Below are 23,357 nucleotides of genomic sequence, written 5' to 3'. Positions count from 1 at the left end.
GGTTGCGGTCACCTTCTAACTCTGGCTGTAGTGGCGGCCTGGCTAATTGCTCGCTGGAGCTCATTCCAATGACGACGCTGTTCCCATTCCCCGTCCGCAGGAGTTGGGCCTAGAGGGAAGGTCGCGCTATTGATGCCCCAGCGATCCCTGTACACGGCCACTGCGCGAATCAACACTGCCGAGTCGAACGGATCTGCACGTGCCCCAATGCCTTCGCGCAAGTGTGTGGCCCATTCAGGCTCATCGAGTAGCGCCGCTGTGGCGACGTGCTCCGCACGGTTCCCAATACGCCGTCGTACTTGGTCGAGCAACGCTGCAAGGTCTGTACGGTCGGTAGTCAACCGCTCTGTCACCGGATCGATAAGCGCTGGGGGCATGGTCGAGCAGAATGCTCGTAACCGCGCGTGGGCAACTGCGCTTAGGTCCCGGGCGCTGGCCTCGGAGCTCAGACTCTCGCTCACGACGCGTAAGCCTCCTGGACGATTGACGTTGCTGACGCGTCGCCAGGCAGCGACGGTGGCGCCCCAAGCTGGGGATTCGCGCATCTCCTGAAGCCGGCCGGGCATTAGACCGTCGATAGCCTGAGCGAGCTCCAAACCGGCAGCGATTTGAGCCAGGTAATCGTACTCGAGGCTCAGGCGCTCGAGGCTGTCGGCGTGCTGCCGTTCGAAGTCCCGTACCTCGTGAGCCGTTCGTTCCGCACCTTCAGCAGCAAGGACTTCGCCGAGGATCACCTGCCAGCTCGAACGCGCACTCGGATCCAGGAGCTCGTCCTCGTCCGGGTCGTTCTCGCTCACATAGGCCGTGTTGGAGTGCCGCCCCCGGGTCATGCTGACATACAGCAACTCGCGCGTGAGGCGGCCGGGGGTCACGACCGTGTGGCCGGTGTCTACAGTCAGCCCTTGACTGCGATGGGCTGTGGTGGCGTAGCCCAGCTCCATGGATGATTCCACATAACTGCTCGGCAAGAGTAGGGCAGCTCCGGTGTCCTTCCGTATAGCTCGCAGGACACCGTGGCTTCTATCGACTCCCGTGACTGCGAGGAGCGTCCCATTGCGGAGGAACTCACCTTGATCGTCGTGAATGGATCTGTCATTCCGGCGGGCAATAACGATGTCGCCACGACCGGCTCGAAGGCCGTCCCGAAGGGCCACGGTACGTTCGGCGTCCACGTGGCCAAGACTTACCCGGTCAGCTTGGGCCCGTTCATTAAGCATTTGGACGGTCTCATTGTCGGGAGCTATCAGGACCGAGACGCGGCCAGCCCGAATATCCGAGTGCCACTCGGAGTAGGCGCGGTCGACCATCTCCGAGTAGTGGCCATGACGTATGCGCCCGTTTTGTTCGTACTTTGCGAGCACAGACGGACGTCCCTCACGCAGCCCGAGGGAGGCTGACCGTTCCCACGGATTTTGGAAACGCCAGATTGTGCTCAACCGGGCTGCCTTTCCCTGCCGATCAAGCCAACCAAGCACACCGCCGGCATCGATGGAATCGAGCTGGGCCGGATCCCCAACCAAGAGGATCTTGGCTCCCGCTTCCTTGGCCTGGCGGACCAGCGCTGCGAGCTGAAGAGTTGAGACCATCGAAGCTTCATCGACAATCACGAGCTGGTTGGGCCGGAACAGCCATTGGTTCTGCTCGGCGGCCAGCCGAGCGACTCCCTGTTGAAGCCGGTTAACAAATGGGCCGAGGGGAGCGGCGGCCCCACGGAGTCGATCGTCCGCCTGGAAAAATCGCGCTGCCCGCTCGGCCGCACCAGACCCAACAGACTCATGCAACCACTTCGCGACGTTCTCAGTAACCATCCGCAGCTCCGAGCCGAGAACCTCGGCGCTCGCAGCAGCAGGCGCCAGACCAATAACGCTTCCCATCCCATACGCCGCCTCCCACACCGCTTTCACCGCCCCAAGAGTCGTCGTCTTCCCGGTCCCGGCCGGTCCAACGATGGCGTCGAGCATGCATGAGCTCAGCAGGACATCCGACGCGGCCGTCAGCTGGTCATCATGCAGAGGTGACCCTTCGCCGTTTCTGTAAGACGTTAGCGTTTCGAAGGTGAGATCGACCGGCATGGCCGGGCCGCCGTCGTCGTTCTTCGCCGCCAGGACTTCGTCCTCAAAGGCGAGCGTCAACGCATCCGTGTAGAGGCGCGACCCGTGGAAATCGAAGACGCTGCGCCCGGCGAATCGCAGATCATCAGCGGCACCCGCGGGGACGCCGTACCGATACTGGTTGAGTGGCACGGATTGACGCTCTGCCGCGGTGGCCACGGCATCGATCAGCGCGTTGCGGTCGGCGGGGGAGGCGCAACGGATCTCACCGCACACACGCTCACCCTCGGCGATCAGGTTCCAGCGATTCCAAGTTGAGCGCTTGGCCGCCACACGTTGTCGGGTGGCAAGCCCGACGGCGGCAATCCAGTCCGGGGTGAAGTCGCCAACGTGGAACGGACGTGAGCGGGAGCGCCTAATGGTGGACGCTAGGACGGATTCCGGGTCGAAGCCTTGGGCCTTTGCTCTGGCGCGCCACTGTGCGGACAGCGTTCGCAATGGTGACGGCTCAACGTTCTTGGGAGTTCGAGTCGAAAGCGTGGCTTGCTGGCGCAATCTAACGATGGTTGTCGCGGTCGGGCGAGCTCCGTGTTCAGTAATCCACTGATTGACCAGGCGATCGGTCTCGATGTCGATCAGCCTTGAACGGTTGGAGAATTCACGGATAAGGGCTTCGGCGACGCCAGTGAGTTGCTGGCTTGGGTTGTGAGTGTTTTGCGCCGGGGCTCGGATGTCGGTTTCTGTGCCGAGACTCGTGTGCAAGGCATCAAAGAGGAGTCCGTTGTAATGTTCGCTGGCGGCCACGACTGCTTTGTATAGGGAGCGGGAGTCCAAGGTGACCCAGGCGCCGTCCGTGATCCGCTGAACCCGGTTCGCGATAACAAGGTGGGTGTGGAGCTGAGGGTCGCCGGCGCGAGATTCCCAATGGTCGAATGCTGCTGCGATGACTCCTCTGGTGCCGACGTGTGCCACTCCGTTTCGGCCGGACCTGGTGTTGATGACTTGCTCTTCCATCCAGGCAAGCGTTGCTTCGATGGCTTCGTGGTGGGTCTGCAGGATCTGCTCCTGGAGATGTCGCGGGCTGAGGGCCCACAGCGTGGAGACGGACTTCGGGACGCTGAACGTGAGGTCGAAGCCCGCGACGGCATGCTTCGTCGAGTTTTGCTTGCTGGCCTCTTGGCTGATTGCCGGCTGCCCGTGGGGCCTCCCTAGTGGTTCCTTGCTGTCAGGGTGGGTCGCGTCTTGGAAAATGGCACGTGCATCAGATTCCGTGACCTTATCTCCGGCTTCCCTGGCGATCCCTTGGAGGCCGTTGCCCAACCAACGACCTTGGGGCGTTCCCGTCTTCATGTAATAGCTGATGGTGTCTGGGGGAGTAGGGGAGAAGTCGTCCAACATCGTTGACTTGAACAGGTACTTGAGCCCTGACCGTACGGAGAGCCGGGCGATGGACATCGTCACGGCCGTACTCCCGTGCGCGGTCTGGTGGGAAGCCAGCCCCGCCGACGGAGAATGTCGAGTGTCACTGGGTCGAGGGCGATGCCTTAGTTCGCGAAATGTGGAGCAGGACGGCCGCCACTCGGGCGAGGTCTTGTACGTTTGTTCGCTGGGCGCGCTTTAGGCGGAGGACTTCGTTGTGTAAGAGACCGTTTCTGGTTTCCAGTTCTCCGTAGATGGCATGGAAACGCTCCAGTTCGGAGGACTGCGATCGTAACTCTGTGAGGAGCCGGTCCATGCGGTTGGAGCCATCTTCAGGTTTGCCATGTGCTTGCTGTCCGGAGCTCTGCTTGTTCACACCAGTTCATGAATTCGGCCCGCCCCACCCGCATGATTTCCTGCGGACTCGCCCTTGGATGCCAGAGGTGTGAAGGAAGTGGTGACGGAGCCGCTGCGGAAGGTCTGTGGCGCTTCGAGGATCTGGATGATGGCGATGCATACGGGTGGCTGTCAGTAGCGCGGTCTGTGAACAGGAATGCGAGCCAAGAAACCGGCAATAGATGCAATCCGTTATGGCGGCACTGTCGGCTGAGGTCAGGTACGAGCCAAATGTGCCGCAGGCTGCGGCACATTTGGATATCGGACATTGGTTCTAATCTCTCAATGGTGAACTGCTTTCTATGCCCGATCGTCTAGACGCGCTCTGGACGATCGGGCGACAAAGAGAGCCGTTCGTACTGAGGCACCGTGGCTCCTTGTCCCGGGTTCCAGTCTGGACGGTTAGCCCATCAGATGGTGGCGCAAGGGTTCGAGGGTCGGCATCAGAGGACGTTCGCGGCGAATGAGCTCCTGAGTCGATTGCGCAACAAGTTGTTGCGCAATCGCTTAAATGCCCATGGTTTCGATAGGGCGGAAGCGTGCCCAGCCGGTTGAACCCTCAAGCGAACAAGGCCAAACGCCGGTAAGAACCCATATGTCGTGTTGCATGCTTTGTGAAAGTCGAATATTCGGACGCGAAGACTATTGCCGTGAGCATGACGGCGCTTATGTGCCAGGTTCAGTGGTGGTGGTTTGCAGCCCGGCGGCGCCCCTGCTCAACTGACTTGTCGTGGGCAAGAGTGTTAGAGCGAGGCCGGTCAACAAGGTTGTCGCTGACCGGCCTCGTATCTGGGTCTAGACCCAGACCGTCTTCATTGTCTTGAACCTAGACCGAATAGCTTAATTCAAGGTGGCGCGCGCGTAGGTGCTCATTGCATCGGCAATGAAAGCCACCATGTCGGGATGGTAGGCCTTATGGAAGGAGGCCATGTCGGCATCCTCCCGATAATGGAGGGCCATACCCACGTAGGCGCGCGCAGTGGGAACGTAGAATCTGCAGGCGATATCGTAGTGCTCGGCGATGAGGGCTTGCATCTCCTTGCTGCTGGGGTCTGCGGTGTCAACGAGAGGGCTGATCCGCTTGTAAAGCTCGTCCCAGTCCGCGTGGACCAGCGTTCGATCCACGTTCTCCCAGTGGTTGGTGGCCGCAATGCTTCGTGTTTGTTCCTCGTTCAGCGCATCTCGGCATTCGTCGAGATAAGCGGAGCTGAGTGAGTCGATAGTCATGGTTATTCCTTATCAAGGGCGCGCGGCGAAGTAGCGCGGGTTCCAAGTAAAAAGGGCGATAGAAGGAACGCTCCGGCCTGAACGAGTCCAAAGATGTCTAATTATAGGAATCTGGGACATCGGCATTCAAAGGCTCAGGCCGGTCTAGACAAGGCCACCATGGTTTGCACAGATAATCATCTAACTACTATATCCTGCAATCACTTGGAGAATGTAAGCGCATGACCGGCTTCAGCTAGTTTGGCGTTGTCGGGATATTCGACGTGGGCGCAAGGATGTTTGTTTTCCCCCCGGTGGGTGCCACAGTTGCCGCCGTTATCTGAGGACTGCTACCCGGGATTCGATGACTGCAGGTCAAAATGTCGTTTCTCTAGAAGCTAGCGAGGGATCCGAGGGTTTCGTCAAGAAGTCTCGGGGAGAGGCGAAGGGAATAGATGTCACGGCCACGGTCGGGGCGTCGTTCAAGTCGTGTTTGACTCGGGCTGCCTGCCGGACAGGGTTATCAGCATTCGCGCCAAGCACCTCGACGTCGGTTTTATCTGGCATACGCGACTTCAGGAGATGATGTCCCAATGTCACGGAAAACTCGTCTTTCCTGTTTGTCGGTACGACCGAGCGCAGTAAGTTCCTCTGACGTGCGCCCTCGGCTGCGCGAGTTTCAAGACGTTTTTGTCGGACCACCAATCCGATCTGGGCAAGGCCATTCACGATGTGTTGGGCGACAGGCCACCTCACGCAATGCCGGGCATGCAGCCATCAAAGAGGTCCCTGAACGGCCAGGTGGTGGGTTTTGCTATTGAGGGTGCGGAATGTTTTCGAAGACGGCCGGGTGGTTATCCAGGATGGTGATCCGGTTCAGGGGCCATGCGATTATCGTTGCTTTGCCTTCGATGTCTGTGATGTCAACGAAGCCGCCATTGTCGTTGACGTGTGCCCTTGAATCGGCGGAATTGTTGCGGTTGTCTCCCAGTACCCAGACTTTCCTCTCTGGAACTACCACATCGAAGGACTGAATGTTTGGGACGTGTGCTGGATTGATATAGGTCTCGTCCAAGACCGTTCCATTGATTGTCAGCTTGCCTTGCACGCCGCAACACACCACACGGTCTCCGGGGAGGCCAATGATGCGTTTGACCAAGTGTTGTTCCGTGGTGTCTGGAAGGAGCCCTAGGAACGTCAAGGCGTTCTGGATAGCTTGGCCCGGTCCCTGGTCTTGGGTTACTTCCGGCAGCCATCCCTTGGTGTCGCGAAAGACCACCACGTCTCCGCGAGTTAGGTCGAACGGCTCTGGTACCAGGAGGTTTACGAAGATCCTGTCGTTGACTTCCAGGGTGGTCACCATTGACGTGGACGTGATGAAGAACGCTCGAGCCAGGAATGTCTTGATAAGCACGGACAGGACAACGGCAATGACGATCACCGTAGCGATCTCACGGAGCCAGGAAAGGACCGGCTTCTTATCAGAACCCGGGTCCTTGGACTCTTCTTGTTGATCCACGTCTATTTGCTGAGGTTGGCGAGCCGTTGAGGGCTCAGGAGCCCTACGAGCTGTTCAGCCGTGAGCAGGCCGTGTTCGAGGACGAGTTCGGCGACACCTTTGCCGGTGGCGAGGGCTTCTTGGGCGATGGCTGTGGCCGTGGCGTATCCGAGGTGCGGGTTAAGTGCGGTGACCAAGCCGATCGACTGCTCTACTGTGAGCCGGAGATGCTCGGTGTTCGCGGTGATTCCCCGGATGCAGCGTGCGGTGAGGGTCCGGCAGGCTGCTTCAAGGTGGGTGATGCTCTTGTGGAGGCTGTGGACGATGATGGGTTCGAAAGCGTTGAGTTGGAGTTGTCCTGCCTCGGCGGCCATGGTGATGGTGATGTCGTTGCCGATGACTTCGTAGGCCACTTGGGAGACTACTTCCGGGATGACCGGGTTGATCTTGCCGGGCATGATGGAGGACCCTGACTGGACGGCCGGCAGGTTGATTTCGCCGAACCCGGCGCGGGGGCCGGATGAGAGCAGGCGCAGATCGTTGCAGATCTTAGAGAGCTTCACAGCAACGCGCTTGAGTACGCCGGAGAGGTGCACGAACGCGCCCACATCCTGAGTTGCTTCGATGAGGTCGAAGGCGGTGACCAGCGGCAGGCCAGTGACTTCGGCCAAGTGCCGGCAGGCTGCCTCGGCGTAACCGGCCGGTGCGTTCAGTCCTGTGCCGATGGCGGTGGCGCCGAGGTTGATCTCGTGGATCAGCCGCCCCGCGTCGGCCAGCCGGACTCGGTCCTCACCAAGGGTGACGGCGTAGGTGCCGAACTCCTGGCCCAGGGTCATGGGGACGGCGTCCTGCAGCTGGGTCCGGCCCATCTTCACCACAGTGCGAAATTCCATTGCCTTGGCACCGCACGCTTCCTCAAGTTCGGCCAGCGCATACACAAGATCCCGGGCAGCGAAGATGGTGCCTAGTTTCACGGCGGTCGGGTAGACGTCGTTGGTGGACTGGCTGAGGTTGACGTGGTCGTTGGGGTGGAGCCGGTCATAGCTGCCTTTGGTGTGGCCAAGGATTTCGAGGGCACGGTTGGCGATGACCTCGTTGGCGTTCATGTTCGAGGACGTGCCGGCGCCTCCTTGGATGACGTCCACCACGAACTGCTCACTGAGCTGGCCGTTCAGGATATCGCTGCAGGCCTGCTCAATGGCCCGGGCGTGTTCGGCGTCGAGCAGACCGAGCTCGTGATTGGTGCGGGCTGCGGCGAGTTTCACCGCAGCAAGCCCACGAACCAAGTACATGTTTGAGGAGAGCGGCTGGCCGGTGATCGGGAAATTCTCCACGGCCCGGAGGGTGTGCACACCCCAGTAGGCACCGGCCGGGACGTCCCTCTCGCCGAGAAGGTCATGCTCGGACCTGGTGTCCTGAAGGGTACGGGCGATAGTCATGAGGATCCTCAAAGGCTTACGAATACGGGATTGGACGGATAGTGGGCGGCCAGAGTGCTTGGTTGACCATAGGAATGTCTTGGTTGTCGAGGAGCGCGGAGGGGTGCGCTGCGGTTGCTGCAGCCGTTCGGCGGCTTTGCAGGCCAGTGGGAATACGGGCATGGTGCGGTCATTTGCTTCCCCCGGCCGAAGCCTTCTGTATATTGCTCTCGCTTGCTTAGCATTAAGGTTCGAAATGCGGCTACGGATGGCGTCCTACAACCGCAGGGGAGGACAATACCTCTGGAGCAAGGGAGGTCCTGCCGGAATGGCCCAGAGCAGCGTCGACGACACTGCGGGCCAGGAGTTCGGACGGGTCAATCACAGGAATAGGCGTCTCGGAATTGTCCAAAGCCAGGATGATTTCGGTGCATCCGGCAACTACGGCCTGGGCTCCCCGAGAAGTTAGCGAGGCTGTGACCTTTGTCAGGACTTCGGCAGCCTCTGGCCCAGCTGTTCCCGCTTTCACGGACTGGATGGCTGCCATGACTTCTTCCTGCTGGGCATCCGATGGGGTGATTGTGACGATTCCCAGCCGTCGGATGGCAGTTGTATATATTCCCGAATGTACGGTCCCTGTCGTGGCAAGCAGACCAACAGATGTAATTCCTTGCTTGGAGATCATCTCTGCTGTTACGTCCACAATGTTGATCAGTTGTATGCCCGCTTTTTCGGCAAGGTCGGGGACGAAAGCGTGGGCTGTGTTACAGGGGACGGCAAGGATGCGGCATCCGGACTGAACCAGTGCCTCGATTCCGTTCCTCAACCATGGGGTTGGGTCCGGGCCGAGTCCCATTAGGAATGCGCTACGGTCAGGTGTCTGCGGGTCTGTCCAGATCACCACGGGTAGATGGTCTTGATCTCGTTGGGCTGGGGTATTTGCAATCAATTTCGCATAGAAATCTGCGGTGGCTGTTGGGCCCATTCCGCCCAGCACTCCGATTCGAGTCCGGTTCGACTTCGGCGCGTCCGTCAGCGGCTCCGGTGTTTCACTCATCACCGTGCCCCGTTCATGATGGCCCGCCCGGGCAGCGCAGTCGAGAGCAGCCCGTCCTTGACTACCTGTTCCCCTCCAACGAGCACATGGGCGAATCCTGTCGAGGACAATCCCGGGCGAAGGTAGGTTGAGCAGTCAGTGACTGTCTCCGGGTTGAAAACTATTAGGTCGGCGTCGCAGCCGACCTGGACCCGGCCTTTACGTTTCATTGCCGGGCTTGCTTGTTCCAAGACCTGTGCAGGTAGAAGTGAGCAGCGCCGTATTGCCTCTTCCAGGGAGAGCATCTTCGTTTCCCGAACCATGGTCCGCAGGAAGCGTGCGAACGTTCCCGTTGAGCGGGGGTGAGTTACTGCGTCTTCAGGAATGGGGAGGTCATCATCTACGATCAGTCCGTCCGGGGTGGTGAAGGGAATTGCGTCTGAAGCGACCGCCGTATCGTCCAACATCAGAGCGCGCCTGAGCACCGAAAGGTCGGACTCATCACTTTCGTCGAGATAGTGGATTATGGCCAATGCACCTGGCGCCTCCCTACGGATTTGCATCAAACGCTTGGCATCCCGAGGACGTTCACCGGTCGCAACGATCACCAAGTTCGAGGGTTGCAAGCCCAAGCGCGACAGGTTGTCCGGGTGAAGGAAAGGCGCTCCGACGGCTGTCATTCCCGCCCCATACGGATAGGCTTCCGTGGTCACCTGTAATCCTCGTGAGCGTGCACCGGAGATCAGTTCGGCGACTTCATCTATCGCCCGCAATGATGTGGAGTTCACATGACACAGATGCATGTGCGCTCCCGTCCCCGCTGCGGCAGCAACGACTTCCGCAGCGCCCTCCAAAGCTGTTCCCGGATCGTCGGGATTCTTAAATCGTGCGTGAGTAAAGGTGGGAACGTTGAACTGGGCAGCCATGCCCGCAACCTTCATGTATTCCCCGCGGCCGGTATGGGGCGCATATCCGACCAGAACGCCGATGCCGAGGGCACCGGCACCAATTTCGCCTTCAAGCTGACCGAGGATCCTGGAGAGTTCGTTGGCGTTGGCCGGCCGTTGCCATTCGGAGCCTCCGATTCCGCTCGTAAAGTCGAGAAACCCGCCTTTAGGCAGCGCGCCGTCCAGCACTTTCATGCGAGCCTGTGCCCACGAGGCAGAATAGCCGTAGTTGACGGGGCGTCCTTCACGGGCCGCCCGCTGGTATGAGGCCGCCACATCGCTGGTCCCGGCTTCGAGCTCAAGTGCGGTCGTCACTCCATCCAGTGCCTGCATCCTCATAGAGGGGATTGTCTGCGCGTGGCTGTGCAGATCAATAAATCCGGCGCTTACAACGTTTCCGGAAACGTCCAGTGTTAGGGCGGCCCGGGGAACACCGTCACCTATGGCCACGATTTTGCCGTCCTTGATCCCCACGTCAGTGATGGCATCAAGACCGCTCTCGGGGTCAATGACACGTCCTCCGGCCAGGACGACGTCGCATTCGTTGAGCGTGTGCAGGCCGAGGCCGGTGTTCGTGTGGTGGTCGGCGGTTTGGGGAGCTCTTGTCACCCATGCCATCCTTTCTCTGGCCGCCTCACGGCGGCATTGATTGTTCTGCTTTCATCCTCCGGGCGTATGCTAGAAATTGTGGAAAAGCGAACGAATCTGACAGGATTAGCGAATCGATTGCAGCTTTCTGACAGTCGCGAATGGCTGCTGTCGGAGCAGGACATGGAACTTATCGATGCGCTGCAGGTCAATCCGCGAATTAGCTGGGCCACCTTAGGCGCGGTTCTCGGGCTCGATCCGGTCACTGTTGCTCGGCGGTGGGAGCGGTTGAACAGTGCGGGGGAAGCATGGACGACCATCGCTCTGGGAAAGCGCCAGTTGCACACCATGTGCATGGCGTTTATTGAGCTCGAGTGCGAAGCCGGCGCCGCTCTTGACGTAGCAGAGTCGTTGATCGAAACGGGCCACCTCATCACTGTCCAGCATGTCGCGGGATCCTATGACTTGTTCGTCATCGCCGTTGGGGCATCTCTTCCGCAGCTGGCGGACTATTTATTGGCTGACCTGCCGCGGGTGGCAGGTATCCGAAAGGTTCGGACTCACTTTGCCACGAGGGTCTTTGATGCTTCCCGTCGGTGGAGGTTACGCGTGTTGTCGCGCGCAACGAGCCTGGCGCTGGCTGAGGAAACTTCTGTTGCCGAGTCAACACGAGATATGGATGACATCGACAAACAGCTTTTCCTTGCCCTCTCCGTCGATGGACGAACTCCCTATCAAGAGTTGGCCTCGATGGTGGGAAAATCGGACCGCACAGTCCAACGTCGCCTGTCGCGGTTGGTAGCGACAGGCGACGTTGATTTTCGTTGTGATCTAGCACGTCCCAATGCGGGCTGGCACGCGGCGGCCGTGTTGTGGCTCCAAGTGCCCGAGGACCAGCTGGATAAGATGGGTACCGAGTTATTGAACTGGCCCGAGACGCGTACCTGCGCCGCAGTGGCTGGCCCCAGCAACATGTTGCTGACTGTGGGTCTGCATGCAGTCTCTGATTTGCATTCCCTGGTCTCACGCCTTAGCGAGAAGTTCCCCTACGCCCGAGTCGTAGATCGGCAGTTAGTGATGCGGCAATCCAAGCTTTACGGACGTGTCTTGGATCCGACAGGTCGATGGACCCGGGTGGTCCCGGTTGACCCTTGGACACTGGATTCTTAGGGCAAGAAGATGGTCTGGCCCGGGCCCGGGGGTATATCCAGGAAGTAGAAGGCGGCCAGGATGCCGATCCACACCACAGCGAACGCCGGAACAAAAGGCAACAGGCGAGCCATCAGCGTGCCCAGCTTCATATCCGGAACGTAATTCCGTGCCATAGTCAAGATCAGGTAGAGGAAAATGTGCATGGGTGAAATGCCCTGGGTTAGGGAGTCGCCGATGCGATGCGCCGACTGGGTGATAGCCGGGGACAAGCCGAGCATCATGAACGCTGGAACCATGACGGTCCCCACGAGGGCCCATAGTCCGCTTCCTGAGGTAATCACAAGGTTGAGTGTCGACGAGATGAGCACAAGCAAGATCAGGGCAGCAAATCCGCCGATGCCTGCGTGTTGCGCAGCATCAGCCAGGCTGACAGCCATCCAGGTGCCTAGGTTGGAGTAGGCCAGGACAGCCAATGTTTGGGACACGACGAAGATCAAGACAATGAAGCCCGACATTTCGCTGATCGAGGACTGCATCAACTTGCCTACTTCGCGCTTGTCCTGATTCATGGGGAGAACCCGGGCATAGACCACTCCAAAAATTAGGAATGACGCCGAAATAACTATCACCAGGTTGCTCAACATGGGCGACGGGATGAACGTGCCTCCTTCGCCTTGCAGAGGGGATCCCGGGATGACCCATGCGATCGTCAAGAGCACCAAGAATGCAGCGACGGCGCCAGCTGCAATGAGCACTGCCCGCTTTTGCTCACGGGTCACTTGAACGGCGGCCGTTGGGCCGGTGACTGGGCCGTCCGCAGGGCGCCACTGGCCAAGGCGTGGTTCAAGGACCTTGTCAATGATGAACCCACCAACGATGGGCAAGAGAAGCCCTGCTGCTGCGCCGAAGAAATAGTTCATCGCAATATTCGCTTCAAACGGCGCCGCGCCAGGTAGGAGGGCGGCAGCTTGCTGGGTTATTCCCGCCAGGGAAGCATCCAGTGTTCCTACGAGCAGCCCGCCAGCATAACCGGTTGCTGTGCAGGCGTAGGCACCGATCAGTCCTGCCAAGGGGTGGCGGCCCACAGCGAGGAATACCAAGGCGGCCAGCGGGGGAATGACCAGGAAGGCTGCGTCAGACATGACGTGACCCTGGCAAGCAACCAGCGCGACAGCATAAGGAACCAAAGACCTTGGAACCCGCGAAAATGCCAAGCGAACAGCAGACTCAAGGGCACCCGTTCCTTGCGCGACGCCAACTCCGAGCACCACGACTAGTACAGGGCCGAGGGCCGGGAATGTCACGAAGTTCTTTATGACCCCTTCGACAAGGGCCACGAGCCCCTCGGGGGCGAGGGCGGACCGTATCGGTACTGGCTTTTCAACGCCTGGAACGGAAACGGTGACACCATATGCTGCAACGACAGCGGAAGTCACTGCGATGATGCACAGCAAACCCACGAAGAGGGTGAAGGGCTTCGGCAGCTTGTTTCCGACTCTCTCGACGACACCGAGAAACCCTCGTGGACGGTCGGACGTTTCCTCCACGTCCCTGACTTTACTAGACATGATTTCAGAGCCTCACTAAATTGGTGGATATCATCACCAATACTTTGAAGTGAACCGTGCCACAGTCCTATGCATTTGCAGGATTCCGACAAGGGATAAAGATCTCAGCAGGATTCCGTCATAGTATTTTCCCGACGCTCCCGTCAGAACCACAGGCGAGAGCCTCGGTGCGCAGGATTGATCATGGCATGAATGCAGCTTTATTACCGAGCCCGCTGCGCCGCTGCTTTGGGCGAGCCTGCCATTGCAACGCTCGCCTAAAGGTGCAGGTCTCGCAGCCAGCGTGGGTCGGCTGGCAGCGGATGAGAGAACCGTTTCCGGCTGCCGCCAAAGCACTCGTCGACCCCAAGGTAAGGGGCGCGGGTGGAAATAAACATTTTTCAACTACTCCTGTTGCATGTTGCATGCAACAGGAGTAGTTTCGCAGTGATGCAAATCGTCGCTGTTGATGGTTACGGGCCCCGCTAATCAGACGTCAGGCCCAGCTGAACAGCGATTCTATATCGGAGACGGCGATCCCGCGCTCCTTAGACTCCCGCAGGACAAGGAGGCGTGCAGTGTTAACGATGTGCCGTCGCATGGCCAGCCCTGCCTTCTCCACGTTCCCGGCTACAAAGGCCTCGTATAAATCACGGTGGTCTTCGAAAGCTTCCTGGGCGGAACGTGATCTGGGAACCGTTTCAACGCCGGTGATCAGGACGACGTTGCGTAGTTCCTCCAGTATTTTCACTACCCGCTTGTTACCTGAAGTAGTCAGCAGGGCTAGATGAAAGTCGCGGTCGGCTCGCATCGTTGCTGCCGCGTCGCCGGTTTCAGAGACTTCCCGGAAGACTTCGAACGCAGCTTTAACTGTTTGCAGGTCGGCCTCCGTGCGTACTGCGGTTGCTTTCCGGGCGGCCGGTACTTCGAGCATGAGTCGAACTTGGAATGCTTCGATCAGGTCTTCCAAGGTCGTGGAACGTACCCGGATCCCCTTGTTGCGCGCAACTTCCACCAAACCGGTCCTGGCCAGTTGCTGCACTGCTTCCCGGATTGGCGTTCTGGATACACCGAGCCAATCGCCTAGCTGGGTCGCGGAGTAGAGCTCTCCGGGTTTCAGTTCACCACCTACGATGGCCGATCTGAGCCGGATGATGGCTTGATCGGTCAGATTCTCTACACGCTCCAGGTTGTTCACGAGCACATTCTCGCATGGGCGACATCCCCGAATTGATTAGGAATACATTGAGTAAGAACACATTGCGCTGCGCGGTCATCGGCGGCGGCATCATTGGCGTATCCGTTGCGCGGGAGCTGACCAACAGGCTTGCCGGTGCTTCGGTCACGGTGTACGAGAAGGAGGATAGCCTCGCTTATCACCAAACAGGCCACAACTCCGGCGTAGTACACGCAGGTCTGTATTACGAACCCGGCGGACTAAAAGCCACGCTGTGTCGCCGCGGTGTGGGGTTACTAAAGGAATACTGCACGGCCAAAGGGCTTCCGTACGATGAATGCGGCAAACTGGTCATCGCCCAAACACCGGGCGAGGACCGTCACCTGAAAGACATCTATGCGCGGGCCAAAGCCAACGGGGTCCCTGGAGTCAGAGTCTTGACCAGCGCCCAGATCAAAGATGTGGAACCCAACGCGGTCGGCTCCTCGGCACTGCATTCGCCCGCAACAGCCATTGTGGACTACGCGGCAATCACCAACGCACTGGCCGACGATGTGCGGAAAGCGGGCGGACGTATCCTCCTGGGGCAAGAAGTGACAGCTCTGAAGCAACAGGGCGAAGGAGCCCTCATTCGGACCCTGAACGGCGATGAGCGCTATGACCTCGTGGTCGTCTGCGCCGGCCTTCAGTCGGATCGGCTAGCCACGGCAGCTGGAGAACCCGCCACCCCAAGGATCGTGCCCTTTTTTGGCCAGTACTTCCTCCTCGGACCCGAGGCACGCACACAGGTGAAGGGCCTGATTTATCCGGTACCTGATCCCAAGCATCCCTTCCTCGGTGTTCACCTCACCAAACGCATCGACGGTGAAATGATGCTGGGTCCCAACGCGTTCATTTCATTCGGTCGGGAAGCCTACGCCTGGAAGGACTTCAACGCGATGGACGTCCTGAATTACACGCTGTTCCCAGGCTTTTGGAACTTCGCCCGAAAGAATCTGCCATCCGCCCTCAGCGAATTCCAGACCGTGGTCAGCAAGCGCAAATTCATGAGTGAAGCGATGCGGTTCGTCCCCTCGCTTGAGGGAGCATCGATCGTTCCAGACACTAGAGGGATCCGAGCCCAGGCTATGAACGGCGACGGGTCCCTCGTGGACGACTTCGTGATTGCCCGCCGCCGGGACATCGTGCTGGTGCGGAACGCCCCCTCGCCCGGGGCCACGTCCTCCATGGCCATCGCCGAGTACATCGTTCAGCACGCCCTTGAAGGGCGCGTACCACCCCGGCAGGCAAAGAAGCCTATCCCCCTTTCTGACAAAGGATCAGCCTCATGACAACCACCACCATGAACAACGAAACACTCGCTGAAGAGAAACGGCGGCTCCGAAAAGTCGCGACAGCAGCCATCGTGGGCACAACAGTGGAATGGTTCGACTTCTACCTCTATGCCTCCATGGCTTCCATCGTTATAGCTAAGGTGTTCTTTCCTGCCGGCGACTCCCAACTGGCCACAATCCAGGCGTCGGTAACCTTCGCCGTCGGCTTCATCGCCCGACCCTTGGGCGGCATCATCTTTGGCACCTTGGGTGATCAGATAGGCCGGAAGAAGACCCTTATCATCACCTTCATGCTCATGGGCATCTCGACCGCGATCATCGGGGTGCTCCCTACTTTCGACACCGTCGGATACTGGGCTCCCGCGCTGCTGCTCATCATTCGCGTCTTCCAAGGCATGGGCGCCGGAGCGGAATATGCAGGAGCGGCAGTGGTCTCTTACGAACACGCCCGCAGCAACAAGCGCGGCTCCCAAGGTGCTTGGCCCGCGTTGGGCCTCAACCTCGGGCTCGTCCTGTCATCTTTTACGATCTTCCTGCTCACCCTCAACGGTGATGAATTCCTCATCGCCGGCGGTTGGCGTATCCCGTTTATCGCGAGCATCCTGCTCGTCGCTGTAGGCCTCTGGGTCCGGCGCTCCATGCCTGAAAGCCCCGAGTATGAAAAAATGGCACGGAGTGAGACTCAGACCAGCCGCCTGCCACTGAAGTCGCTCGTCGCAAAAGAGTGGCGGGGCCTGCTGGTAGTCATCGTTCTGGCAATCGGGTACAACGCAGTCAGCTACATCTTCAAGAGCTTCTCCCTGTCATACCTGACAGAGTACGAGAAGACACCGGCAAACCTCACGGCCAGTGCCGTCACCGTTGCCGGCATCGTGGCGCTAATTTCCGTCCCGATCTTCGGATGGCTCTGCGACCGTTACTCCGCCAAAGCCATGATTGTCACCGGCGCAGTGCTTTCAATTGCTTACGCATTCCCCTTCCTGACCCTCTTGGAAAGTGGTGAGCCGACTAAAATCATGCTGGCCATCGGCATTGGCACCGGCCTCATAGCGCCAATGATGTTTTCAGCCCAAGGTGCGTTCCTCAGCCGCCAGTTCCCCACCGAAACGCGCTCCAGCGGTGTCGGTTCAGGACGTGAGATCGGAACCGCTATAGGAGCCGGACTGGCTCCAACCGGTTCTCTGGTGCTCGTGGCCGCCTCAGCAACGCACTCAACAACCGGCGTCGGTATCGTCCTAGCCATTGCCGGGATCTTGATCCTGGTCCCGGCATTACTGGATCAGGGCAAACGCCACTCTACAGAAAAGAACTAATCGAATTCGGGTGCCCGTCCCAGCCACCGCCGGACGGGCGCCCTGCCCATGTCCAGTCTGTGCACAGTTTCTCACTGTTGGCGAAAGATGACTGGATATCAACCGCGTCTGTGGGCTCGAGGCAGATTCAGCAGCAAGCAGTGAAGGTGCCTCCATCCTTGGCTTTGAGTGCTGAACGCCGACCCGTCCTGATAAACAGACACCCCCTTGGCTAAAGCCCGGAATCGTTCGTCTTCGCGCTCCCTTTAGGCCGTTAGGTCGGCATGGAGAGGCTGGTGAGGGCTGAAAGGCCGGACTGGGTCCAGTCATGGGCGGCGTCGTTAGCACTTGTAGCGGCGCCCGAGGCAAGCCCTCCTAGAATACCTTTGATCGTGGCGAGGCCGCGGCGCAGGATCTTTGAATCAGGTTTTTTCGCGGTGACTGCTTTCAGGATGTCCTCGGCAGACTCAATGGCAATCTCCCTGTCGTCCTCGTTTATATCTGCGAACTGCAAATGCTGAAGCACAGCGGCTACAGCCTTCGCAATCTCTTCGTAACCCTGAGCGACGGTTGACGTGGTACCGCTATCTTCTCGGGCGGCGGTATGGTCTCCCCACGCAACCTGAGCCCTGTTGCCATGGATATTTATGACTGGCGCATTATAGACATCCGATGAGGAGATGCTCTGGGGAGCTGGAGAAGACTGAGGCATAGTACGCCAGGCAGCCGTGACGTGACTCATTCCCTCGAATGGCACTGCTGCACCGTTTGTATCGGTGATATCGACTCTTCCCACGTAGTACACGCGCGTCCCGCCGCGAGGATCGGGGGCTTCAACGGTGTCGCCCTCATAAATCGGCGCATCCAAATCAAAGATGCCTGAGCACGACTGGAGAATAGCTCGGGACTTCGTGCGCTTCTCTGATGGTTTCCCGGCATCATGAACGATCACGACGTCGTGTTGGGGAAATCCAGATCCGAACCCTTGAAGGAACGATCCTGACCCGCGCGGCAGTGGCATCTCTGGCTCCTTCGATATATTCCTTAAAGCTACTAGCCGGGCCCGGCATATCTGACCGGCAATGATTCGAATATCCCGCGCCAGCCGTTGCCTGACGGACCAGTCGCCGCAGCGAAACTGATCGTGGCGTACTGCCAGGCGAACGGCGGCCTATCCGAGGCAACGTTCGGAGGCGGGGTAGGTACGCTGCATCTAACGCGAATGGCGCGTCTTCAAGTAGCTCAGACGAAGCTTGCAATCCGGTGACGTGCGGCTCGTGCAACAACGTACTCGAGACTTCCCGTGTTAATCCGGTGGCCGCAGTTTTTTTAGGACGCTGAGAACATTACGCGCCCCTCAGTCGATAGATCGGGATGTCCCCAAAGACCTCCCGTTCATTCAACGTGTCATGCAACTGCGGAGCCCAAGAGCCCTCAATGTGCTCGCGACCGAAGTATCACAGACCTCCCAATCCGTGTTTGCGGAGCGTTTTCAGACCGCTTTTGTACGCCACTGCTGCGGCATGTCCTTGAGCTGAGGATGGTCTTCGCCAGTGAGTGACTGATCCAGACGGGATGCCCGTTGTGGTTGCCGTAGGTAGGGCACTGTTCCCAAACCGTATTCGGCCGAGCCTTCACTTGGTAACCGAACGTTTCCCGAACTGCTTTCAGGCAGTCTTCCGATACGGTGAAGCGGCGGTGGCGGGCAACGACAAGCGGCACCGGGTAGAAGGTCCTTATGCCCATCCAACGACGAGGCGCGCCGCGTCCTGGGGGACGGTAGGGTCAATCCCTGTGAGCTCCGCGAAACGACGGAGACGGTTTGTCAGCGTATTCCGATGACAGAAAAGCTCCACTGCCGAGTCTCCCGCGCTGCCTGTACGGAGGTAACTGCGAACGGACTCTTCCAGCCGGCTGCGTTCCGTTTTGGTGCAGCTTGAAAGGGCTGCTGTGACGTCGGTCAGTACGGGGTGCCCTGCCAAGAGCAGGCTGCGGTTGGCCAGTCTGGCCCATCCCCGCTTCCAGGTCATGGCGCCACGTTCACCGGCCCTGAAAACCCGGGCGAGGTCGCGGGCGATGTTTGCCGCGTGGCGAAGACCTTGGAGGCCGGCTTCAGCGTCGGTAATTCCGACTCTGATGGTCAGCACATTGCGTCGGAAGACATCCCGTTTCGGATCCGTGCCTTCGAACTGCGGTGTGAACACAATGAGTGCATCACCAAGGTGATGGGAAAACACGCTTCTACCCGCGCGTTCGGCCTCGGCGATAAAGACCCTGAGGGCCGGTATCTCGTCAGACTCTGCACCCACCACTATCAGGGGACTCTCCGGGGGAATTTCGAGTTCACCAGCGATGGTCCGTAGTTGCTCGTCCGTCACCTCCCGCGTCTGGAAAAGTTCGGCGAGCAGACCTTGTCGCACTGAAAATGCTTCGTCCTGCATACGTTCCCGTTCGGCGATAAAAGCGCGCTGCGTTTGTCCCGCATACTCGTCGACGGTATTGAGCACTATCCACGTATGGCGGACTACCAAAGTTGCGTCCTCCTGCGTAGCGACCTTGGTGAGGGCTTCCCACAGGATGTTGTAATCGAGGCGGATAGCTGACATCAATGACGTGATGGGGATCCCCGCGCGGGCTCGGGAGACGCCGACATCAGCGGCAACCGGGACTGCCTCATGAAGCCCACCCTGACGTAACCCGCCGATCATAGCCTTGAACGCCATACGCCCTGTCCGGCGTATCTCGGAAAGGGGGATCGGGGCAGGGTCGTAGCCGGGGATCGCGGAGATCCGAGAAAGAAAAGCTTCCGTGAGCTCTTCTACGTTGAGTTGGTCCAGCAGTTCCTGCCACCGCGGGGAGTCGGCAGGCTCAGGGCCGCCGTTCAACCGGGGTTGGTTTGTGGTCATGATTTCACATTATGTGCGGATGCACTGTTTTTGCCAAAAAAGTCGTGGTGAATGCTGTGCAAAAATGGGTGTAGCTCTTGAGATCCTCGATGAACAAGATGTTTGCGCCAGCTTCAGGCAAACGTAACCCGGATCCCGCATCAATGGAGATGACATCATGAGTGAGACACTGCAGACGGCGACAAGCGAGCAATATGCCGTCCAAGAGCTGAGCAAGAAAGACGCCAACAAGGTCGCTTTGGGCGCGCTGATCGGCTCGGCCCTCGAGTACTACGACTTTTTCCTTTTTAGTGCCGCAGCGGCCTTGGTGTTCAACGTTCAATACTTCACCAGCGGCAACCCGGCTACGGCTGCCTTGGCTTCATTCGCCACGTTCGGGGTCGGGGTCGCCGCCAGGCCGCTGGGGGGCATTGTCTTCGGGAGCATGGGCGACCGAATCGGTCGTCGCAAAACCCTCATGATCACGATCATCGGCATTGGCATGATCACTGGCCTCATTGGTATTTTGCCGACCTACGCAGCAATCGGTATCGCCGCTCCAATCCTGCTCGTATTGTTGAGGATCGTTCAGGGACTTTTCGTCGGTGGCGAATGGTCAGGCGCCCTGACCTTGGTTGTGGAGAATTCTCCGCTGCACCTTCGCGCCCGTTACGCCGTTATCCCACTGATTGGTTCGCCGATTGGAACGATTCTTTCTTCTGGTGGGTTCTTCCTGGTCACCATCCTTTTCACAAAAGAGAACTTTGATGCATGGGGTTGGCGCATCCCGTTTCTTGTCTCCCTGCCTCTGTTGCTCATTGCGATCTACATCCGAAGCAAGCTCGAAGAGTCACCGGTGTTCCGTCAGATCGAGGAAGCCGGCGAAATCGAACCGAGCCCTGTCCGCACGACTTTTAAGCACTCGTGGCGCCAACTCCTCATCGGCATGGCATCCTGTCTGCTCGGAATGGGCGGCTTCTACCTCGTCACCACGTTCTGTGTCTGGTACGGCGTGAACGTACTGAAGTACCCCTCTTCCTTGATGCTCCTTGGAACCATCATCGCTGCAATCGCCGAAATATTCGTGATTATCTGGAGCGGGCGACTCGGCGCCAAATACGGTTCCAGCCGCGTAATACTTTGGGGTGGTCTCGCCTCCGCCGTTGTTGCAGTTCCCGCATTTTTGCTTCTCACCTCGGGCAACCCGATCCTGATCGTCCTCGCCATGGTCCTGGCAGTATCGACTCTTTCCTTCCCTTACGCCGGTACCGGAGCAGTCCTTACCGGACTCTTTCCAGCTAAAACGCGTTTCACTGGCGTCGCTGTTGCAAACAACACTTCCGCCATGGTGGCCGGCTTTGTACCGTTGCTTGTCACCGCTATCGTGTCTGCTGCCGGAAACCACTGGTGGCCCGCAGCCGCAATGCTTGCCTTGATCTCCGTCATCACCGCCGCAGCCGGCGCCATCGCACCCCGCTTCAGCGTGGACCTTCCCGGTTTCAAGCACTAGCCAGGTCCAGCCGGAGCATCCACCACGGAGTTCCGATCCCCAGCTTCCCGCGCCCGTCCCCACGAGCTGGTGAACACCTTAAACACCCTTTGATGGGCCGGACCGAAGATGATACTTCCAGCCCTCCCTGCAGGACGGGTCGCTCCCATCACAACGGGGAGTGCTTGAACCCGAAAGGAACCTCACAATGAAACTCGACCTGCTAATCCGGGCGAACCAGATCCTCACCATGGATCCCGTCAGGCCCACCGTGACATCAGTTGGAGTCATCGGCGAACGTATTGTTGGCTTTGATGAAGAAGTCGAAGATGTGGAGGCAGAGCGCACCCTTGACTTCGGTGATGCGTGCATCACCCCCGGTCTAATCGATGCACATTGCCACACAACGTGGTGGGGTCTGGGCCTCGATTCGGTGGATTTAAGCGGGTGCAGGGGACTCGAAGACGTTTATGTCAAGATCGAGGCCGAAGTAGAGCGCCTGTCCGGTGATGACGAAGCCTGGGTGCACGGTACCGGATTCAACCAAGCCCACCATAGGGGGCGCTTCCCGGACATCGGTCGTATCGATGAAATAACTGGAAATCGTCCGCTATGCCTTCGACATGCTTCCGGTCATTCATCAATAACCAACAGCGCCACGCTGGATCTGATCGGGGCTATAGATCCCGCCTTTCAGGACCCGGCAGGAGGAATCGTGGTGCGGGACGCCGACGGGAATCCTACCGGTGTTTTGGAAGAAGCTGCACAGGGATTGGTGCAGGCACTGCTACTGCCGTATTCCACCGAGAGAATCGTTAGGGCCTTGGATGCCGCGACCGAACGGTACGCGGCACAAGGGATAACCAGCTTCACCGAAGCCGGCATCGGCGGCGGCTGGATCGGCCACAGCCCTGTCGAGGTTGCTGCGTACCAGACCGCCGCCGAAACCGGTCATCTTCATGCCCGCGCCCAGCTGATGCCCGCCATGGACGCGCTGCAACCTATAACGGGGCATCCTGCCGATTTCCACCATCAAGGAGCAGGTCTTGGACTGGGCTTGGGACTTCGTTACGGCTTCGGAGACGATTACGTCCGGTTCGGACACGTAAAAGTCTTCCTTGACGGCTCCCTCCTGGGAGCAACCGCTGCAGTAACCGAATCCTTCTGCGGACACGATCACAACACCGGCTACCTTTTGGACGCACCAGGGACCTACCGGGAGCGCGCCTTGAGTGCCTACCGTGCCGGGTGGCCCCTGGCGCTGCACGCCATTGGCGATGTCGCCATCGACCTGGCGATGGGCGTCATCGAGGAGGCGCAGGACAGATACGGCCGCGGCGAAGCACCCTGCCGTATCGAGCATTTCGGCATGGCCCGCCCGGACCAAGTCGTTCGCGCCGGTGTCCTCGGCATCGCAGTGGCCCCCCAAGCAGGATTCATTGGTCCCTTAGGCGATCAGATTGTGACTCTGGTTGGGCCCGACCGGGAATCCTGGCTGTACAGGGGCCGGTCCGTTATCGACGCGGGAGCCCTTCTCGCAGGATCTTCCGACCTGCCGGTAGCAGATAACAACCTGCGCAGGGGCATGCAATCGGCCGTTGACCGGCGGACGGACAAAGGCCTGCCTTTCGCCGCAGGGGAGGCCATCACACCTGAGGAAGCACTTCGAACGCACACAGAGTGGGCTGCCCGCGCCACCGGTCAATTCCGGGACAAGGGCACGCTGGAACGCGGCAAACTCGCCGATTTCACGGTGTTCTCTGAATCGCCACTGACGGCCCGCAACATCGCCGAGATCGACGTCGTGGCCACGATTCTTGGCGGCCGTCTGAGCTATGACGCCCGGAAAGCACTTAAGAGTCCGACACCTCAATTGCAGCTCCAGTCGGTCACCAACTGACGACCGAATATCCCAACCCAAA

15 protein-coding genes are annotated in these 23,357 nt (G+C 59.1%); 5 read left to right on the top strand and 10 right to left on the bottom strand.

What is annotated here, in order from left to right:
- Positions 1-8: 8 nt before the first annotated feature.
- From mobF to ACZ881_RS12535, 6 genes are all read right to left on the bottom strand, one after another.
- Positions 9-3,506, bottom strand: a complete 3,498-nt coding sequence (gene mobF / locus ACZ881_RS12560; protein WP_476115997.1) for a MobF family relaxase — start codon at positions 3,504-3,506, stop codon at positions 9-11.
- 1,200 nt (positions 3,507-4,706) lie between these two features.
- A complete protein-coding gene (locus ACZ881_RS12555) occupies positions 4,707-5,093 on the bottom strand; it encodes a TipAS antibiotic-recognition domain-containing protein (RefSeq protein ID WP_476115896.1) in 387 nt (128 codons plus the stop codon).
- A 793-nt stretch (positions 5,094-5,886) separates the two neighbouring features.
- Positions 5,887-6,591 (bottom strand): signal peptidase I, encoded by a 705-nt coding sequence (lepB, locus tag ACZ881_RS12550; RefSeq protein ID WP_476115893.1) that lies wholly within the window; start codon positions 6,589-6,591, stop codon positions 5,887-5,889.
- A gap of 2 nt (positions 6,592-6,593) precedes the next feature.
- A complete protein-coding gene (locus tag ACZ881_RS12545) occupies positions 6,594-8,009 on the bottom strand; it encodes an aspartate ammonia-lyase (RefSeq protein WP_476115891.1) in 1,416 nt (471 codons plus the stop codon).
- 241 nt (positions 8,010-8,250) lie between these two features.
- Complete coding sequence (cuyB, locus tag ACZ881_RS12540) at positions 8,251-9,045, bottom strand: cysteate racemase (protein ID WP_476115889.1); 795 nt, start codon at positions 9,043-9,045, stop codon at positions 8,251-8,253.
- Positions 9,045-10,580: an amidohydrolase family protein gene (locus ACZ881_RS12535; RefSeq protein ID WP_476115887.1), complete on the bottom strand. Its 1,536-nt coding sequence runs from the start codon at positions 10,578-10,580 to the stop codon at positions 9,045-9,047. The genes cuyB and ACZ881_RS12535 overlap by 1 nt, the downstream gene beginning before the upstream one ends.
- A gap of 78 nt (positions 10,581-10,658) precedes the next feature.
- Here ACZ881_RS12535 and ACZ881_RS12530 point away from each other — a divergent pair, with 78 nt between their 5' ends.
- Positions 10,659-11,729, top strand: a complete 1,071-nt coding sequence (locus ACZ881_RS12530; RefSeq protein ID WP_476115885.1) for an Lrp/AsnC family transcriptional regulator — start codon at positions 10,659-10,661, stop codon at positions 11,727-11,729.
- On the opposite strand, the gene ACZ881_RS12525 is transcribed toward ACZ881_RS12530, so the two are convergent.
- Both ACZ881_RS12525 and ACZ881_RS12520 read right to left on the bottom strand, forming a co-directional pair.
- Positions 11,726-13,279 (bottom strand): AbgT family transporter, encoded by a 1,554-nt coding sequence (locus tag ACZ881_RS12525; RefSeq protein WP_476115883.1) that lies wholly within the window; start codon positions 13,277-13,279, stop codon positions 11,726-11,728. The two genes, ACZ881_RS12530 and ACZ881_RS12525, sit on opposite strands and share 4 nt — an antisense overlap.
- A 475-nt stretch (positions 13,280-13,754) precedes the next feature.
- On the bottom strand, positions 13,755-14,456 hold the full coding sequence (locus tag ACZ881_RS12520; protein ID WP_476115881.1) for a GntR family transcriptional regulator: 702 nt from the start codon (positions 14,454-14,456) through the stop codon (positions 13,755-13,757).
- A gap of 47 nt (positions 14,457-14,503) precedes the next feature.
- On the opposite strand from ACZ881_RS12520, the gene lhgO reads away from it, so the two are divergent.
- Entirely contained in the window at positions 14,504-15,766 is a 1,263-nt protein-coding gene (gene lhgO, locus ACZ881_RS12515) for an L-2-hydroxyglutarate oxidase (RefSeq protein WP_476115879.1), read from the top strand.
- Positions 15,763-17,082: an MFS transporter gene (locus tag ACZ881_RS12510; RefSeq protein ID WP_476115877.1), complete on the top strand. Its 1,320-nt coding sequence runs from the start codon at positions 15,763-15,765 to the stop codon at positions 17,080-17,082. The genes lhgO and ACZ881_RS12510 overlap by 4 nt, the downstream gene beginning before the upstream one ends.
- Positions 17,083-17,335: 253 nt before the next feature.
- Here the strand turns inward: ACZ881_RS12510 and ACZ881_RS12505 are convergent, their stop codons facing one another.
- Positions 17,336-18,082: a hypothetical protein gene (locus ACZ881_RS12505; protein WP_476115875.1), complete on the bottom strand. Its 747-nt coding sequence runs from the start codon at positions 18,080-18,082 to the stop codon at positions 17,336-17,338.
- 715 nt (positions 18,083-18,797) lie between these two features.
- Entirely contained in the window at positions 18,798-19,967 is a 1,170-nt protein-coding gene (locus ACZ881_RS12500) for a PucR family transcriptional regulator (protein WP_476115873.1), read from the bottom strand.
- 157 nt (positions 19,968-20,124) lie between these two features.
- Between ACZ881_RS12500 and ACZ881_RS12495 the strand changes: the two genes are divergently transcribed.
- On the top strand, positions 20,125-21,456 hold the full coding sequence (locus ACZ881_RS12495; protein ID WP_476115871.1) for an MFS transporter: 1,332 nt from the start codon (positions 20,125-20,127) through the stop codon (positions 21,454-21,456).
- Between the two features lie 187 nt (positions 21,457-21,643).
- A complete protein-coding gene (locus tag ACZ881_RS12490; RefSeq protein WP_476115869.1) occupies positions 21,644-23,335 on the top strand; it encodes an amidohydrolase in 1,692 nt (563 codons plus the stop codon).
- Positions 23,336-23,357 lie beyond the last annotated feature (22 nt).

The organism is Paenarthrobacter sp. TE3676, from assembly GCF_056279165.1.
The sequence above is the reverse complement of the archived record's forward strand: the minus strand, read 5'-3'. Positions and strand labels throughout refer to the sequence as shown.